The sequence below is a fragment of the Streptomyces narbonensis genome (assembly GCF_014649015.1).
Lineage (GTDB): Bacteria > Actinomycetota > Actinomycetes > Streptomycetales > Streptomycetaceae > Streptomyces > Streptomyces narbonensis.
Window position 1 is genome coordinate 170,884 of the sequence record NZ_BMSF01000004.1, and the last position, 16,149, is coordinate 187,032.

Consider the following 16,149-nt stretch of genomic DNA (forward strand, 5'->3'; position numbering starts at 1 on the left):
ATCACAGCGCCGCTCCCGCGAGCGGTCCGCGATGATGTGACCATGCGTTTTCTGTTCGTCGGCGACAGCATGACCATCGGGCGCGTCGGCGACTGGACCTGGCGTCACCGGATGTGGCAGCACCTGGAGGCGACGCTCCCGGGCGGGTACGAGATCGTGGGCCCGCGCACCGGCCTCTACGACCCGACGGCACCCGACGAGCCCGACGGCGTCGAGGCCTACGCCGACCCCGCCTTCCCCGCCCCCGCCCGGCGCCATCTGGCCGGCTGGGGCGAGGGCTGGCTGCACATGGCGCCCGTCATCGGCGAGACCGTCACGGCCACGGGGGCGGACGTCCTGCTGATCTCCCTCGGGCTGATCGACCTCGGCTTCTACACGAACAGCGACCAGACCGAGGAGAACGTCCGCGCATTCGTCGCGGCGGCCCGCGCCGCGAACCCGCACGTGCGAGCCGTGCTCCTGCCGGTCATCCCGAACGTCCGCGCCGGGTACGACGCACCCTTCGCCGCCGAGTGCGAGCGCTTCAACGAGCTCCTCGGGAAGGCGGTCGCCGACCTGGACACACCGGCCTCGCCGCTGCTCCTGGCGACGGTCCCGGAGTCGTACGACATCCACGCGGACACCTACGACGGCACGCACCCGGGCGTGACCGGCGAGCACAAACTGGCCGCCGCCTTCGCCACGGCGATGCACCAGGCGTGGGGCCTGGGCGGCCCGTACTCCCCTGCTCGATCCGACTGATCCGGCGGATCCAACGGATCCGGGCGATCCGACTGCTCCGAGTAATCCGACCGATCAGACCGATCAGACCGACCCGACCGACCCGACCGACCCGAGGACGACATGCAGGACCAGCACGAACACACCGGCGCGGCGCTGAGCGTCGGCCACCAGGACGCCGAGCTCGACGCGCGACTGTCCAGCGGCCTCGACGAGATCAACTTCCCCGCCACGGGGACCACCGCCGCCGATCAGGGCTCGCTGTCGGTGAAGGTCGTCGACGAGGCCGGCGAACTCATCGGGGGCCTGTCCGGCTGGACGTGGGGCGGGCTGCTCGGCATCGAGATGCTCTGGGTCCGCGAGGACAGCCGCCGCGACGGCTGGGGCGCCAGGCTCCTCCTCGCCGCCGAGGAGGAGGCGCGCCGGCGCGGCTGCGACCGCGCGTCCGTGTCGTCGTTCACCTTCCAGGCGCCGGACTTCTACCGGCGCCAGGGGTACGTCGAGACGGGCCGGACGCTGGGCATCCCCGGTGGCGCCGAGGACGTCCACTTCCACAAGTCGCTGATCTGAGGCGCCCTCCGCAGGTCGTCAGGCCGCGCGGGTGAGGCGGTTCGCGAAGGTCGAGAGCGTGTACGCGCCGATGCCGAGGACGACCTCCAGGGCGTTCCGGCGGGTGTAGCCGGCCTTCTCGAAGTCCGCCAGGTCCGCGTCGCCGACGGCGCCGGACGCGGCGAGCACCCGAAGGGTGAACGTCCGTACGGCGTCGAGGCGTTCGGGGTGGGGGGCGGGGCCGAGGGCGGCCATCTTCGCCTCGTGCATGTCGACGCACAGATGGCACTGGTTGCGGGCCGCGACGGTGAGGATCACGGTCTCGCGGGAGTGCGGGTCGAGGGTGGTGGACTCGAAGATCTCGCTGAGCTTCAGGAAGCCGTTCAGGGTCTCCGGCGACTCCTTGAGGAGCGCGACGGCTTCGGCGGTGCGGGTGGAAAGGTCTGCGGACAAGGCGTCTCCCGGGAGTTCGATAGAATCGACAACATGGTTGACCATGTCGATGAAGGAAACGTAAACCAGGTTGTCCATCGGGGCAAGGGAATTCCCGACCCCGGTGCCGACCCTGCACCCGGACACGAGCCCGGCCGGGCGCCCGGCCGTGCGCCGGGCCCAGTTCCCGGCCCCGGGTTCGAACTGCCCCTGCTCCTCTTCGGCGGCTTCCGCACCCTCATCGACCGGCTCCACGCCCGCCTCGCCACCGAGGGGCACCCCGACCTCCGCCCGGCCCACGGCTTCGCCATGCAGGCCATCGGCGCGCGGGGCGCCACCGCCAGCGACATCGGGCGGCGCCTCGGCGTCTCCAAACAGGCCGCCGGCAAGACCGTCGACCGCCTGCTCGCCCTCGGCTACGCGGAGCGCGCCGACGATCCCGCCGACGCGCGCCGCAAACTCGTCCACCTCACCCCACGGGGGTACGACGCCCTCGCCCGCTCCGCCGCGATCTTCGACGAACTGCGGGCGGAGTGGGCCGCCACCCTCGGCGCGGACCGCATCCTCGACATGGAGACCGCCCTGCGGAACGTCGTCCCCGCGGAGACGGCGTTCCGTCTGGACGCCACGAGCTGGCTCGGCGGCGCCTAGGTGGTGTCGGGCGGGCGCACCTACCAGGCGAAGGCCTCCGGGGACGGGCCCGGGCCGGGGAAGACCTCGTCCAGGCCGGACAGGACCTCCTCGCTCAGCTCGACCTCAAGGGCGCGCAGCGCGCTCGTCAGCTGCTCGGGGGTGCGCGGGCCGACGATCGGGCCCGTCACCCCGGGCCGCGTGAGCAGCCACGCGAGGGCCGCCTCGCCCGGCTCCAGGCCGTGCTTGTCGAGCAGGTCCTCGTAGGCCTGGAGCTTCGCGCGGGACGCCGGGTCGGCGAGCGTGGCGGCCGCGCGGCCCTCCGTCCGGCGCTTGCCCTGCGCCTCCTTCTTCAGCACCCCGCCGAGCAGGCCGCCGTGGAGCGGCGACCACGGGATGACCCCGAGGCCGTACTCCTGCGCGGCCGGGATCACCTCCATCTCGGCGCGCCGCTCGAAGAGGTTGTAGAGGCACTGCTCGCTGACGAGACCGACCGAGCCGCGCCGGGCGGCGGTCTCGTTGGCCTGGGCGATCTTGTAGCCGGGGAAGTTCGAGGAGCCGGCGTACAGGACCTTGCCCTGTCGGATCAGGACGTCGACCGCCTGCCAGACCTCCTCGAAGGGGGTCGCGCGGTCGATGTGGTGGAACTGGTAGACGTCGATGTAGTCGGTGCCGAGCCGCTTGAGGCTGGCCTCGACCGCGCGGCGGATGTTGAGCGCGGAGAGCTTGTCGTGGTTGGGCCAGGCGTCGCCGTCGGCGGCCATGTTCCCGTACACCTTGGTGGCGAGGACGGTCCTGTCGCGGCGGCCGTCGCCCTTGGCGAACCAGGAGCCGATGATCGACTCCGTCCGCCCCTTGTTCTCGCCCCAGCCGTACACATTCGCGGTGTCGAAGAAGTTGAGACCCGCGTCGAGCGCGGCGTCCATGATGGCGTGACTGGTGGCTTCGTCCGTCTGCGGACCGAAGTTCATCGTGCCGAGGACAAGTCGGCTGACCTTGAGTCCGGTGCGTCCGAGCTGCGTGTACTCCATGGGGGTCAAGCCAACTGCTTCGAGTCCGCTCGAAGCAAGGGGATTCCCACGGGGGTCACGCAGCCGCCACACGGGGCGACGGCAGGGCGACGCGGGGGCGGCGGAGGGCTACTGGCCGGTCACCGCTGCCACCGCGATGATCGCGAACATCAGTACGAGCACGCCGGCCATGATGCGGTTACGGGTCTTCGGGTCCACGCATCGAGGTTAACCCGCCCGCCCGGCCGCCCCACCCCCGGCTCCCGCGCTCCGCCCACCCCCGGCCCCCTCCAGGGGCCAGGCGTCGAGCGTCTCGTACCGGGGCTGCTCGCCCGGCACCCCGCTCACCGGCAGGCGGGAGCGGACGAGCGACAGCTCGGCCGCCTGCCAGCGGCCGCCCTCGAAGGCGTGGAGCTCGTCGAGGAACGGGCGCAGGTCGGTCTCGTCCGTCCGCGCGCGGGCGAGCGTCAGGTGCGCCTGGTAGCGGCGGTGCTCCTCCATCGCGACCCCGGCCCGGCGCGCGGCGGCGTCGGCCCGCTCGGCGAGCAGCCGCAGCTCGTCCAGGTCCCCCGCGACGCCCGTCCACAGGGCACGGCGGCCGAAGTGACCGCCGCCGTGGAGGCGGAGTGGGAAGGGCGGGGTGCGGTGGGCGGCCCGGGCCAGCCGGACCCGCAGCTCGGGCAGCAGCTCCTCGTCGACCTCGCCCATGAAGGCGAGCGTGAGGTGCCAGGCGGGCCGCGAGGTCCAGCGCAGCCGGTCGGCCCCGGGCAGCCGGTGCAGCAGGTCGGTGACGTGTCCGAGCTCGGCGAGCTGCTCCGCGGGCGGCAGGACGGCGGCGAAAAGCCTCATGGGACGAGTCTGGCAGGCCGAGGGGCTAGCCTCTGCGGGATGAAGATCAGAAAGGGCGGGGTGGGCGACCTCCCCGCGATAATCTCCGTGCTCGACAGCGCCGTGGTGTGGCTCAACGGCAAGGGCATCACCGCCCAGTGGGGCACGGAGCCGTACTCGGCCCGCCCGGCGGCCGTGCAGCAGGTCGAGGACACCGTGACCGAGGGCGATCTGTGGATCGCCGAGATCGACGGCGTGCCGGCGGGCACGATGACGCTGACCCCGCACCCGGGCAGACACGTGCCGCCGGCGGACGAGCCCGAGGTGTACGTGCGCATGCTGGCGACCGACGTGCGGTTCCACGGGCACGGGGTGGGGGCGGCGCTCCTCGCCCACGCGGCCGAGGAGACCCGCCGGCAGGGTGTGTCGCTGCTGCGGGTGGACTGCTTCGCGGGCAGCGAGGGCCGCCTCGTCGCGTACTACGAGAGCCAGGGCTTCACCCGGACGGAGCCGTTCGCGGTGGGCGAGTGGCAGGGCCAGGTGCTGGAGCGGCGGGTCTGACGGGCCTTCCCGAGGACCCGCCGCTCACACGCGGTCAGCTGGTGAAGTACCCGGCGTCCAGCGCGATCCAGCCGGTGAACCCGCGCTCGTCGTAGAGGCGCAGATGTCCCTCGGTGTTGACCTCGCAGCGGACGGCGAGAGGCCCGGTGATCGTGCCGGCGCCGGTCGCCGTGCCCACCATGCCCTGGATGCGGGTGGGGCGGAGGTGCGCCGGGAGCGTGAGGATCGTCGTGTTGCTGGCCCACGGCTTCCCGTCGACGCGCTCCACTCGGAGGCGGAGGTCGACGCGGTCGCCCGACTGGCGGTACTCCGGGACGTAGCTGGTGCTGGAGAGCTTGATGGCGGGGTCGAGATCCAGGGGCGTCCACGGGACGGTGGTGCCGCTGATGCCGTAAAGAGCCATGTGTCGCTTGTTCTCCCGGGTGGTGGCGAAGCCGAACACGAGCTGCGGCCCCGTGGGCGTCCGGCGGACGGTGAGAGCTTCGGTCTCGCGGTGGACCAGGTCGGGAGCGGTGGTGTTGCGGATCCGCTCGACGTCCTTGCCGGTGCGGACGTCGTAGACGGTCCACCAGGACTCGGCGTTGGCCTTGCCCTCGTTCTGGTAGACGAGGTCCCCGTACAGGCACCAGGACTGGGTGGCGAACTTCGCCGGGAAGCTGTGCTTCGCGGTGAAGGCGCCGCTCTTGAAGGCGTCGAGGTCGTAGACGCGGTACCCCGCGATGCCGGACGACACATGACGTACCGCGATACGTCCGTGGTCGATGTCCAGGGACGGGGTGACCGCGGTGGCTCCGGGGACGGGGTCGAAGACCTGGACGAGGGGGCTGCCGGCGTCGACGATGGCGCCAGGCGTGAACGCGAGCCGGCCGATGTGCCTGCCGTGGGCGTTCTCGGTGGTGGTGGAGTCGTTGTCGTCGGGGACGCGGACCGCGTCGGTCTCCAGCCAGAGCCAGGGGATGCCGTCGACGTGCTCGACGCCGAGTCCGGCGCCGTGGCCGAAGCCCCTCAGGTACATGACGGCGAGAACGGTGCCGTCGGGCCCCACCTGGTTGACGCACAGGTCTCCCCGGCGTGCCCGCTCCTCGTCGGGCAATGGCAGGGGCTTGGTCCCGTCGGGCAGGGGATCGGTCTCGTCGGCGAGCAGGCGTCCGTTGCTGATGCACTGCACGGCGTAGGCCAGACCGGTCACCGGGTCGAAGGCGACCTGCTGGTGCACCCTGCTCTGGTCGAGGAGGATCTCCCTGCCGAACAGATCGGCGGCCTCGGCCTTCAGGTCGAACCTGTGCCCGGCGGGCAGGGTCACGGCCGCGGGCCAGAGCGCGGGCCCTGCCTGCGGGACGACCGTCTGCGGGACGACCGTCTGGGGAACGGCCGTCTGCGGGGCGGCCGCGTGGGCGGCGCCGACGGGGGCGAGGACCGGGGCGGCGGCCGCCGCGGTCAGGAGGCTACGGCGGCTCAGCGACATGACGCGGCCCCGTTTCCTCGCGGAGACGGTCTGTGGGCGGAACGTATGGACATGGGCGTGCAAGCCCCCCTTTCAAGATCAAACACCTGCACGGTGCCGTGATCTTCGCACACGGGTGCGAGTGATCAAGGGGGTATTCGGAGGCGTGAGGGCGGGGCCGGGGCGGAGGCGGAGCCTCCGTTCCCCGGCCGGGAGGACGGCGGCGAAGCCTCCGATCCCCGCCCCGGAAAGGCGGCGCTTCCGGCCCCGCCCCCGGCCCCGCCCCGACCGTCAGGCCGCCGTCGCCAGCCGTTCGCGCGCCACGAAGCGGACCTGCGGGTGGCCGTGGCGCCAGCCGAAGGCCATCTTCAGTCCGCCGACCCTCGCCAGGACCAGACCGATGACGCCCGCCGCGGCCAGCGAGATCACGCCGCCCGTCGCGAAGCCGACGCGGGCGCCGTACGTGTCGGTGACCCAGCCGAGGAGGGGCGCCCCGATCGGGGTGCCGCCGGCGAAGACCATCATGTAGAGGCTCATCACACGGCCCCGCATGGCCGGGTCGGTCGCCATCTGGACGGCCGAGTTCGCGGTGACGTTGACCGTGAGGCCGATCATGCCGATCGGCACGAGCAGCAGCGCGAACATCCAGAAGGCCGGCGACAGCGCCGCCGCGATCTCCAGGACACCGAACACGGCCGCCGCGATCACCAGCATCCGCAGCCGGGTCGAGCCCCGGCGGGCCGCGGCGAGGGCTCCCACGAGGGAGCCGGCCGCCATGAGGGTGTTCAGGAAGCCGTACGTACCGGCGCCGACGTGGAAGACCTCCTCCGAGAAGGCCGTCAGCCAGATCGGGAAGTTGAACCCGAAGGTGCCGACGAAGCCCACCAGGGCGATCGGCCAGATCAGATCGGGCCGCCCGGCCACGTACCGCAGGCCCTCCCTCAGCTGGCCCTTGCCGCGCGGGGCGCGCTCCACCTTGTGGAGCTCGCTCGTCCGCATGAGCAGGAGGCTCACGAGGGGGGGCGGTGAAGGACAGTCCGTTGAGGAGGAAGGCCCAGCCGCTGCCGACTCCGGCGATGAGCACACCGGCGACGGCGGGACCGACGAGCCGCGCGGACTGGAAGTTCGCGGAGTTGAGCGAGACGGCGTTACGGAGCTGCTTCGGGCCGACCATCTCGGCGACGTACGCCTGCCGGGCCGGGTTGTCGACGACGGTCACCATGCCGAGGAGGAAGGCGATCAGGTAGACGTGCCAGACCTGGACGGATCCGGAGAGCGTGAGGACGGCGAGCGCGAGGCCGCAGAGGCCGAGGGCGGCCTGGCTGACGAGGAGCAGGTTCCGCTTCGGGTAGCGGTCGGCGATGACACCGCCGTACAGCCCGAAGAGCAGCATCGGCAGGAACTGCAGGGCCGTGGTGATGCCGACGGCGGCGGCCGAGCCGGTGAGGCTCAGTACCAGCCAGTCCTGGGTGATGCGGGCCATCCACGTACCGGTGTTGGAGACGATCGCTCCGGTGAAGAACAGCCGGTAGTTGCGGATTCTGAGCGAGGAGAAGGTTTCTCCCCGCCCACGGGTCTTGAGGGTGGATTGATGGACGGGTGCGGAGTCTGCTCCGGGTCCCGTACTCAAAGTGCGTTCGCCTCCTCGGCCTCGGGTTCTAGAGGTGTGCGAGCTTCTCCAGGACGGGGGCAGCCGCGCGCAGCTTGGCCCATTCGTCCTCGTCCAGACCCTCGGCGAGGGTGGCCAGCCAGGCGTTCCGCTTGCGGCGGGACTCTTCGAGCATGGCCTCGGCCTGCTCGGTCTGGCGGACCACCTTCTGGCGGCGGTCGTCGGGGTGCGGCTCCAGCCGGACCAGTCCCTTGGCTTCGAGCAGCGCGACGATGCGGGTCATCGACGGAGGCTGGACGTGCTCCTTGCGGGCCAGCTCACCGGGGGTGGCGGAGCCGCAGAGCTTCAGGGTGCCGAGCACCGACATCTCGGTCGGGCTCAGCGACTCGTCGACTCGCTGGTGCTTGAGTCGTCGGCTCAGTCGCATGACGGAGGAGCGGAGCGCGTTCACGGCCGCAGCGTCGTCGGCGGTGCCGTGGGACAGGTCTGGCATGTTTGTTAGCCTAACTCATTACTCTGTCTAAATACCAACGGGAACGCGCCGACGTCGCACGGATCACAGCCGTCACACCGGCGATCCGGAGTGAACCGGGCGCGCCCGCATCACGCTTCCGCATCCATGTATCACCCAAACGAGTGAGTCGGATCCGGAAAGTGACGCAAAGAGCCACCGCGTGCCCCGACCCTGAACGGCATGGGATCGACAGTGCTCAGCCTGCGCATCGACGGTGAGCTGCTCGACCGGCTCAGGAGTCACGCCGCGAAAAGAGGAATGAGCGTCCAGGACTATGTCGTCCGGACGCTCATTCGGGAGGATTTCGACGAGCGGTTCAAGACCGCCGTCGACGAGACGGAGAGGTTCTACGGGGCGGCCGACGGAACGGCCGACGACGAGGCGGCCGGCCCGACGGCCGCCTCGCCCCGCGATCACGTGAGGCCGAGCGCCGGCATCGCGTAGTAGAAGACGAAGACCGCGGACACGACGTACATGGCCGCCGGGACCTCACGGCCCCGACCGGCCGCCAGGCGCAGCACGCTGAAGGCGATGAAGCCGATGCCGATGCCGTTCGTGATCGAGTACGTGAACGGCATCATGACCATCGCCAGGAACGCCGGCACCGCGATGGTGTAGTCGCTCCAGTCGATGTCCTTGATCGAACCGGCCAGGATCAGGAAGCCGACCGCGAGCAGCGCGGGAGTGGCCGCCTGGGACGGGACCATCGTCGCCAGCGGCGTGAGGAAGAGCGCGACCGAGAAGAGAGCGCCGGTCACGACCGAGGCGAGGCCCGTCCGCGCGCCCTCGCCGACGCCCGCCGTGGACTCCACGAAGCAGGTGGTGGCGGAGGACGAGGTCGCGCCGCCGGAGGCGACGGCCAGGCCGTCCACGAGCAGGACCTTGTTGATGCCCGGGAAGTTGCCGTCCCGGTCGATCAGCTTGGCCTCGTCGCCGACGCCGAGGATCGTGCCCATCGCGTCGAAGAAGCAGGACAGCAGCACGGTGAAGACGAAGAGGACGCCGGTCAGGTAACCGACCTTCTCGAAGCCGCCGAAGAGGCTGACCTGGCCGACCAGGCCGAAGTCGGGCGAGGCGACGGGGTTGCCCGGCCACTCCGGGGTGGTGAGGCCCCAGGAGGGGACGGTCGCGACGGCGTTGATCGCCATGGCCACGATCGTCATGACGACGATCGAGATGAGGATCGCGCCCGGCACCTTGCGGATGATCAGGGCGAGGGTGAGCAGGGTGCCCAGGACGAAGACGAGGACCGGCCAGCCGGTGAGGTGCCCGTCGCCGCCGAGCTGGAGCGGGACGGTGGTGTGCGCGGCGTCGGGGATGCGGGAGACGAAGCCCGAGTCGACGAGGCCGATGAGCATGATGAAGAGGCCGATGCCGATCGCGATGCCCTTGCGCAGGCCGACCGGGACGGCGTTCATGACGCGCTCGCGCAGACCGGTCGCGACGAGCAGCATCACGACGACGCCGGCGAGGACGACCATGCCCATGGCGTCGGGCCAGGACATCTTGGGCGCGAGCTGGAGCGCGACGACCGTGTTGACGCCGAGGCCGGCGGCGAGGGCGATCGGGACGTTGCCGATGACGCCCATGAGGAGCGTCGAGAAGGCGGCCGTGAGGACGGTCGCCGTGACGAGCTGGCCGCTGTCGAGCTGGTTCCCGTACATGTCCTTGGCGCTGCCGAGGATGATCGGGTTCAGCACGATGATGTAGGCCATCGCGAAGAAGGTGGCGAAACCGCCCCGGACCTCGCGGGCGACGGTCGAACCGCGCTCCGAGATCCGGAAGAAGCGGTCGAGGCCCGAGCTCGGCTGCGGGGAACCCGCGGGCTCGGGGGACATGGCCTTGGCGGGGGCCGTGGTGCTCATGGGGTTCCTCATCGGGAGATCCGGGCGATCCGTCCGGGCAATCCCTGAGGGAAGGCTCATACGGACGATCAATTCGGCGGTTCATACGAGAGAGACACGCCGGAGGCAAACCGTTTCAGTATGAACACATGAGCGAGGGAGCGTCCATCTCCGCGCGTAGACCATGTGTGGGTGCGAATTCCCGCCACCTAGACTGGGCCCATGGCGAAGTGGACACCGAAGCACGAGGCACCCGAGCCCCTCGAAGGGCCCGTCGTCGCCACCATCACGGGCGGCACGATCATCTGGTTCGTGCTCTTCCTCGTCCAGGTCCCCTTCTACGGCTGGTTCGACGACCGGGACCTGACCTGGTGGGTGTGGACCTGCCTCGCGGGCGCCGGGCTCGGCCTGATCGGCATCTGGTACGTACGAGGCCGGGACGCGGCGCTCAAGCGGCACGCGGCGGCGCAGGCGGCGGAAGCCGCACCGGGGCACGCCGCACCGACCACAGCCGCGCCGGGGCACGCCGCACCGACCGAAGCCGCGCCGACGCAAACCGCACCCGCGGACCCGGGGAAGGCCGCCCCCGGCGCGTAGCACCAGGGGACGATTCGCCTCCTCCCCCGGTCTGATCTTCGCCCTTCTCGGCAGGTGAACGACCCGTTCCGGTCGTACCGTCGAAAACATGACTCAGCGGGCGAAGATCGACACCGGCGGCGACGAGACCGAGGCGGTGGAGCCCCCCGTCGTGCACCGCCCGGCCGGACTCACCTCCGCCGAGGTCGCCGAACGGGTCGCGCGCGGCGAGGTCAACGACGTACCCGTGCGCAGCTCCCGCTCCACCACCGACATCGTCCGCGCGAACGTCTTCACCCGCTTCAACGCCATCATCGGCGTGCTCTGGGTGATCATGTTCTTCGTCGCCCCGATCCAGGACAGCCTCTTCGGCTTCGTGATCATCGCCAACACCGGCATCGGCATCATCCAGGAGCTCCGCGCCAAGAAGACCCTCGACGGGCTCGCGGTCATCGGCGAGGCGAAACCGACCGTCCGCCGCGACGGGGTCGCCGCCGAGCTGTCCACCTCCGAGATCGTCCTCGGCGACCTGATCGAGCTCGGGCCGGGCGACAAGGTCGTCGTCGACGGCGTCGTCGCCGAGGCCGACAGCCTGGAGATCGACGAGTCGCTCCTCACCGGCGAGGCCGACCCGGTCGTGAAACAGCCCGGCGCCCCGGTGATGTCCGGCTCCTTCGTGGTGGCCGGCGGCGGCGCCTTCACCGCCACCAAGGTCGGCCGCGAGGCCTACGCGGCCCAGCTCGCCGAAGAGGCCTCCCGCTTCACCCTCGTCCACTCCGAGCTGCGCAGCGGCATCTCCACGATCCTCAAGTACGTGACGTGGATGATGGTCCCGACGGCCCTCGGCCTGATCATCAGCCAGCTCGTCGTCAAGGACAACGACCTCAAGGACTCGATCGCCCGCACGGTCGGCGGCATCGTCCCGATGATCCCCGAGGGCCTCGTGCTCCTCACCTCCGTGGCCTTCGCGATCGGTGTGATCCGCCTCGGCCGCAAGCAGTGCCTCGTCCAGGAGCTCCCCGCCATCGAGGGCCTCGCCCGCGTCGACGTCGTCTGCCTCGACAAGACGGGCACGCTCACCGAGGGCGGCATGGACGTCACGGAGCTACGCCCCCTGAACGGCAGCGACGAGGCGTACGTACGGAAGGTGCTCGGCGCCCTCGGTGAGTCCGACCCCCGCCCGAACGCCTCCCTCCAGGCGATCATCGACGCCTACCCGGACTCGGTGGACTGGCGCTGCACGGAGTCGCTCCCCTTCTCCTCGGCCCGCAAGTACAGCGGCGCGGCCTTCAGCGAGGGCAACGGCGAGGACTCGACCTGGCTGCTCGGCGCCCCCGACGTCCTCCTGCGCGCCGGGGACCCGACCCTCGCCGACATCGACCACCTCAACGAACAGGGCCTGCGGGTCCTCCTCCTCGCCCGTACGGCCCAGGAGCTCGACTCCCCCGAGGTCGCCACCGACGCCCGCCCGGCCGCCCTCGTCGTCCTGGAACAGCGGCTGCGTCCCGACGCGGCCGACACCCTCGCGTACTTCGCCGACCAGAACGTCGCCACGAAGATCATCTCGGGTGACAACGCGGTCTCGGTCGGCGCGGTGGCCGGCAAGCTCGACATGCCCGGCGCCGCGAACACGGTGGACGCCCGCACCCTCCCCGCCGACCGCGAGGAGATGGCGAAGGTCCTGGACGCGAACGGCGTCTTCGGCCGGGTCTCCCCGCAGCAGAAGCGGGACATGGTGGCGGCGCTCCAGTCCCACGGCCACACGGTCGCGATGACGGGCGACGGCGTCAACGACGTCCTGGCCCTGAAGGACGCCGACATCGGCGTCTCGATGGGCTCGGGCTCGGAGGCGACGAGGGCGGTGGCCCAGATCGTCCTCCTGAACAACAGCTTCGCGACCCTCCCGTCGGTGGTGGCGGAGGGCCGCAGGGTCATCGGCAACATCACCCGCGTCGCGACCCTCTTCCTCACCAAGACGGTCTACTCGGTACTCCTGGCCGTCCTGGTGGTCTGCTCGCAGGTCGAGTACCCCTTCCTCCCCCGCCACCTCACCCTGCTCTCCACCCTCACGATCGGCGTCCCCGCCTTCTTCCTCGCGCTCGCCCCCAACAAGGAACGCGCGAAGCCGAACTTCGTCCGCCGGGTGATGCGGTACGCGATCCCCGGCGGCGTCATCGCGGCGGCGGCCACCTTCACCACCTACCTCCTCGCCCGCCACCACTACAGCGGCGAAGGCGCCCTGGAGGCGGAGACCAGCGCGGCCACCCTCACGCTCTTCCTGGTCTCCATGTGGGTCCTGGCGATCATCGCCCGCCCGTACACCTGGTGGCGCCTCACCCTGGTCGCCACGATGGCCGGCGCCTTCCTCCTCGTCCTGGTCGTCCCCTGGCTCCAGGACTTCTTCGCCCTGAAACTGGTCGGCACGACGATGCCGTGGGCGGCGGTCGCGATCGCGGCGATCGGCGCGGCCCTCCTGGAGGTGGCGTACCGCTGGGTGAGCCGGAGGTTCCCGGCATAAGCCCCGACGGACCGAGCCCTGCCGACGATGTCCCTGCCGAGCCGCCCACGTCCCCGCTAGGGTGGCCGATCGATCGCGCGTGATCATCGGTTGGGGGCGGGGATGGCTGCGGGTACGGGGGAAACGCGTCTCACGGTGCTCGGGCACTACCAGGTGGCCGAGCTGCTGGGAGCCGGCGGCATGGGAGAGGTCTACCTCGCCCACTCCCCCTCCGGGCGGGCGGTCGCCGTCAAGGTGATCCGCGAGGACCTCGCGGCGAAGCCCGGCTTCCGCGAACGATTCGCCCGCGAGGTCCAGGCGGCCCGGCAGGTGAGCGGCGCGTTCACGGCACCGGTCCTGGACGCCGACACGACCGGTCCCACCCCCTGGATGGCCACCCAGTACGTCGAAGGCCCCACCCTCGCCGACGTCGTGAACGACCGGGGCACGCTCCCCGCCGACGAGGTCTGGCGCTTGGCGTCGGGCCTCTGCGAGGCACTGCGCGACATCCACCGCGCGGGACTGGTCCACCGCGACCTGAAGCCCGGGAACATCCTGCTCGCCGAGGACGGCCCCCGGGTCATCGACTTCGGCATCTCACGCGTCGTGGACGCGACCGCCCTGACACAGAGCGGTCAGATCCTGGGAACGCCCCTCTTCATGGCGCCCGAACAGTTCCGCACCCCCCGCGACGCGGGACCGGCCGCCGACGTCTTCGCGCTCGGCTCGGTCCTCGTGTACGCGGCGACCGGCCACGGACCATTCGACGCGGACACCCCGTACGCGATCGCCTGGAACGCCGTCCACGAGGACCCGGACCTCACCGGCCTGCCCGAATCCCTCCGCCCCGTCGTCGAACCCTGCCTGCGCAAGGACCCCGCCGAACGCCCGGCCCCCGAAACCCTCCTGACCCTCCTCTCCTCCCGCCGCGAACGCCGCGCCCACCGCACGTCCGCCCGCGAAGCCGCACTCGCCCGCACCCGCCGCGCCCGGCTGCGCCGGGGCGCGCTCGCGGCGGGCGCGGTGGCGGGCGCGGCGCTGATCGTCGGCGTATGGACGTGGTGGCCGGACGGTGGCGGAGACGAATCCCCCCGGAAGCCGCTCGCCACGGCCGGGGCCGCACGGCCGACACCGACCACGACACCGGCGCCGGTACGGCTGCCGGGCTGGAAGCCGTGGACCAAGCAGGTGCGGACGACCATGGACCCGCCGGACCGGATGCTCAACTGCCGGTACCAGTTCTCGGCGCTCTGGTGCACGGGGAACGGCGTGCTCGCGGCGCGCCTGGATCCGCTCACCGGGGAGGTGCTGTGGCAGCGGGAGGGCCCCGACCGTGGGCCCGCGCCCCTCTTCGAGCTGACCCGCTCGGCCACGTTCGCCGCCGTGTACGACGACGGCACCGGTACCGGCACCGGTACGAATCCCTCGCACAAGATCTGGACGTTCGATCCCGCGACGGGTGACCCCCTGCTCGAACGCGTCCTCCCCGGCACGGAAACCTGCGGAACCGCCGCCCAGACTCTCTTCTGCACTCACGACGGGAAGATCTCGGCGTGGGACGCGGGCTCGATGACTCGTATGTGGACCGCCGCGTCGGGCTGGGAACTGTTCCTCCCGCCCGCGGGTTCTCCGCCGGGCAGCCGCGTCCACGTCGTCAGACGGGACCCCGACCAGCGCGTCGTCGAGGTCGGGGAGATCACCCAGGGCGACGGCACGCTCCTCTGGAACCGCAGTGTCTCCCCGGACACCGACGTGGTCACGATCTCCGAGAAGGGTTACGTGTACGCCGCGTCCCCCGCCCGGCAGGACATGACCGGACTCACCAGGACCGACCGCAGGACCGGAGCCGAGAAGTCGGTCGAACTGGGCGCCTCGGAAGAGCTGCTGGGCATCGTGGGCGACGTGTTCTACACCCACCGCGGCGGAGTCATCAGCGCCTATGACATCGCCGCGGAACGACTGCTGTGGTCCTCGCCCACGCTCCACGAAGGTTTCTCCGCCCCGGCGGTAGCGGGCGACCGCGTCCACTTCACCGCAGAGGACGGCACCGTCATCGCCCTGAACCGGCACGACGGCGTCGCCCTGTGGGAGCGCCGTCCCCCGAAGAGCACCATCGACTTCAGCCAGTCCGACCCTCCACCCTCGTCCCAGCTGCGGGCGCCCGTGATCATGGGCGACGTCATCATCGCGCCCGCCTACGACTCACGGATCCACTCGTTCCTCGCGCCGGACCCGGCCACGCCCCCTCGGTCGAAGGGCCCTTCGACCACCGCCGCCCGATGACTCAGCCCCGCTGGGGCGCGCCGCGCGGGCTTGCCGGACGGCGACGCGGGAGGCCCAGGCCCACAGCACCACGCTGACCACGAGGACCACGCTGGTAGCCCCCGCGCCGGGCAGGTGCCCGAACCCCGACGTGGAGGAGATCAGCTGTCACCTCGTCGACGGCCACGACGCGAACAGCCTCCGCACACGCAGTACGGCGGTCAGCATCGGGAGCGTGAACTCGCCTTCGCTGGTCTCCGGGCGGCCCGCAAGGAAGGTGCGGATCCGGGCGAGCGTGGCCTCGCGTTCCGGTTCCGGCATGACCAGCATTCCCGCCCGCGTCGCGAGGGTGGCGACGAGGGAGTCGGCGGTGCGGCGCTGCCCGTGCGGGAACTCGGCCTGCTCGGGCGAGCCGAACCGAGCCGCACCAGCCTGGGGAAGGTGCATGTCCGCCGTCGCGGCGCGCCAGGCGACCGGTGTGTCACGCGGGCCGACGGCCGCGCCCCCGCCGGTCCGTGCGAGCCCCGCGACCCACTCGACCCCGTCGTCCATGAGGTTCCACAGGCCGGCCAGTACGCCGCGGGACGGATCACCGGACCTCGACCGCTTCCGGATCACCGTGACGCCTGACGCGCAGGCGGTCACCTGGCCGAACTGAATGACGGGGCGCCGA

The 16,149-nt window shown here is 71.2% G+C and carries 15 protein-coding genes and 1 pseudogene; 8 read left to right on the plus strand and 8 right to left on the minus strand.

Annotation, left to right across the window (positions count from 1 at the left end; translation table 11 throughout):
- Positions 1-42 precede the first annotated feature (42 nt).
- Both IE124_RS09235 and IE124_RS09240 read left to right on the plus strand, forming a co-directional pair.
- Entirely contained in the window at positions 43-741 is a 699-nt protein-coding gene (locus tag IE124_RS09235) for a GDSL-type esterase/lipase family protein (protein WP_189506709.1), read from the plus strand.
- A 102-nt stretch (positions 742-843) separates the two neighbouring features.
- Positions 844-1,290: a GNAT family N-acetyltransferase gene (locus IE124_RS09240; protein ID WP_189506711.1), complete on the plus strand. Its 447-nt coding sequence runs from the start codon at positions 844-846 to the stop codon at positions 1,288-1,290.
- 18 nt (positions 1,291-1,308) lie between these two features.
- On the opposite strand, the gene IE124_RS09245 is transcribed toward IE124_RS09240, so the two are convergent.
- Positions 1,309-1,722 (minus strand): carboxymuconolactone decarboxylase family protein, encoded by a 414-nt coding sequence (locus IE124_RS09245; protein WP_229832307.1) that lies wholly within the window; start codon positions 1,720-1,722, stop codon positions 1,309-1,311.
- A gap of 33 nt (positions 1,723-1,755) precedes the next feature.
- Here IE124_RS09245 and IE124_RS09250 point away from each other — a divergent pair, with 33 nt between their 5' ends.
- On the plus strand, positions 1,756-2,352 hold the full coding sequence (locus IE124_RS09250) for a MarR family winged helix-turn-helix transcriptional regulator (RefSeq protein WP_189506715.1): 597 nt from the start codon (positions 1,756-1,758) through the stop codon (positions 2,350-2,352).
- Positions 2,353-2,372: 20 nt separating this feature from the next.
- Here IE124_RS09250 and IE124_RS09255 read toward each other — a convergent pair whose 3' ends face one another.
- Both IE124_RS09255 and thpR read right to left on the minus strand, forming a co-directional pair.
- Positions 2,373-3,362 carry an aldo/keto reductase gene (locus IE124_RS09255; RefSeq protein WP_189506717.1) on the minus strand — a complete coding sequence of 330 codons (990 nt, stop codon included), beginning with the start codon at positions 3,360-3,362 and terminating at the stop codon, positions 2,373-2,375.
- A 207-nt stretch (positions 3,363-3,569) separates the two neighbouring features.
- Positions 3,570-4,190: an RNA 2',3'-cyclic phosphodiesterase gene (thpR, locus tag IE124_RS09260; RefSeq protein WP_189506719.1), complete on the minus strand. Its 621-nt coding sequence runs from the start codon at positions 4,188-4,190 to the stop codon at positions 3,570-3,572.
- A gap of 39 nt (positions 4,191-4,229) precedes the next feature.
- Here thpR and IE124_RS09265 point away from each other — a divergent pair, with 39 nt between their 5' ends.
- Positions 4,230-4,730: a GNAT family N-acetyltransferase gene (locus IE124_RS09265; RefSeq protein WP_189506721.1), complete on the plus strand. Its 501-nt coding sequence runs from the start codon at positions 4,230-4,232 to the stop codon at positions 4,728-4,730.
- A gap of 34 nt (positions 4,731-4,764) precedes the next feature.
- On the opposite strand, the gene IE124_RS09270 is transcribed toward IE124_RS09265, so the two are convergent.
- The 3 genes and pseudogenes from IE124_RS09270 to IE124_RS09280 form a co-directional block, all read right to left on the minus strand.
- A complete protein-coding gene (locus tag IE124_RS09270; RefSeq protein WP_189506723.1) occupies positions 4,765-6,195 on the minus strand; it encodes a signaling protein in 1,431 nt (476 codons plus the stop codon).
- Between the two features lie 270 nt (positions 6,196-6,465).
- Positions 6,466-7,804 (minus strand): annotated as a pseudogene (locus IE124_RS09275) (MFS transporter).
- 28 nt (positions 7,805-7,832) lie between these two features.
- A complete protein-coding gene (locus IE124_RS09280; protein ID WP_150267471.1) occupies positions 7,833-8,276 on the minus strand; it encodes a MarR family winged helix-turn-helix transcriptional regulator in 444 nt (147 codons plus the stop codon).
- Between the two features lie 201 nt (positions 8,277-8,477).
- Between IE124_RS09280 and IE124_RS09285 the strand changes: the two genes are divergently transcribed.
- Entirely contained in the window at positions 8,478-8,741 is a 264-nt protein-coding gene (locus IE124_RS09285) for a hypothetical protein (protein ID WP_189506725.1), read from the plus strand.
- Here the strand turns inward: IE124_RS09285 and IE124_RS09290 are convergent.
- The gene (locus IE124_RS09290) at positions 8,711-10,162 is read right to left on the minus strand and encodes an NCS2 family permease (protein WP_189506727.1); all 1,452 of its coding nucleotides are present in this window, start codon (positions 10,160-10,162) and stop codon (positions 8,711-8,713) included. The genes IE124_RS09285 and IE124_RS09290 overlap by 31 nt on opposite strands.
- A gap of 201 nt (positions 10,163-10,363) precedes the next feature.
- Here IE124_RS09290 and IE124_RS09295 point away from each other — a divergent pair, with 201 nt between their 5' ends.
- The 3 genes from IE124_RS09295 (at position 10,364) to IE124_RS09305 (ending at position 15,497) form a co-directional block, all read left to right on the plus strand.
- The gene (locus IE124_RS09295; RefSeq protein WP_229832308.1) at positions 10,364-10,738 is read left to right on the plus strand and encodes a DUF2530 domain-containing protein; all 375 of its coding nucleotides are present in this window, start codon (positions 10,364-10,366) and stop codon (positions 10,736-10,738) included.
- A gap of 88 nt (positions 10,739-10,826) precedes the next feature.
- On the plus strand, positions 10,827-13,235 hold the full coding sequence (locus IE124_RS09300) for an HAD-IC family P-type ATPase (protein WP_189506728.1): 2,409 nt from the start codon (positions 10,827-10,829) through the stop codon (positions 13,233-13,235).
- A 102-nt stretch (positions 13,236-13,337) separates the two neighbouring features.
- The gene (locus tag IE124_RS09305) at positions 13,338-15,497 is read left to right on the plus strand and encodes a protein kinase domain-containing protein (protein ID WP_189506730.1); all 2,160 of its coding nucleotides are present in this window, start codon (positions 13,338-13,340) and stop codon (positions 15,495-15,497) included.
- Between the two features lie 147 nt (positions 15,498-15,644).
- On the opposite strand, the gene IE124_RS09310 is transcribed toward IE124_RS09305, so the two are convergent.
- Positions 15,645-16,121, minus strand: a complete 477-nt coding sequence (locus tag IE124_RS09310; RefSeq protein ID WP_229832309.1) for a hypothetical protein — start codon at positions 16,119-16,121, stop codon at positions 15,645-15,647.
- Positions 16,122-16,149 lie beyond the last annotated feature (28 nt).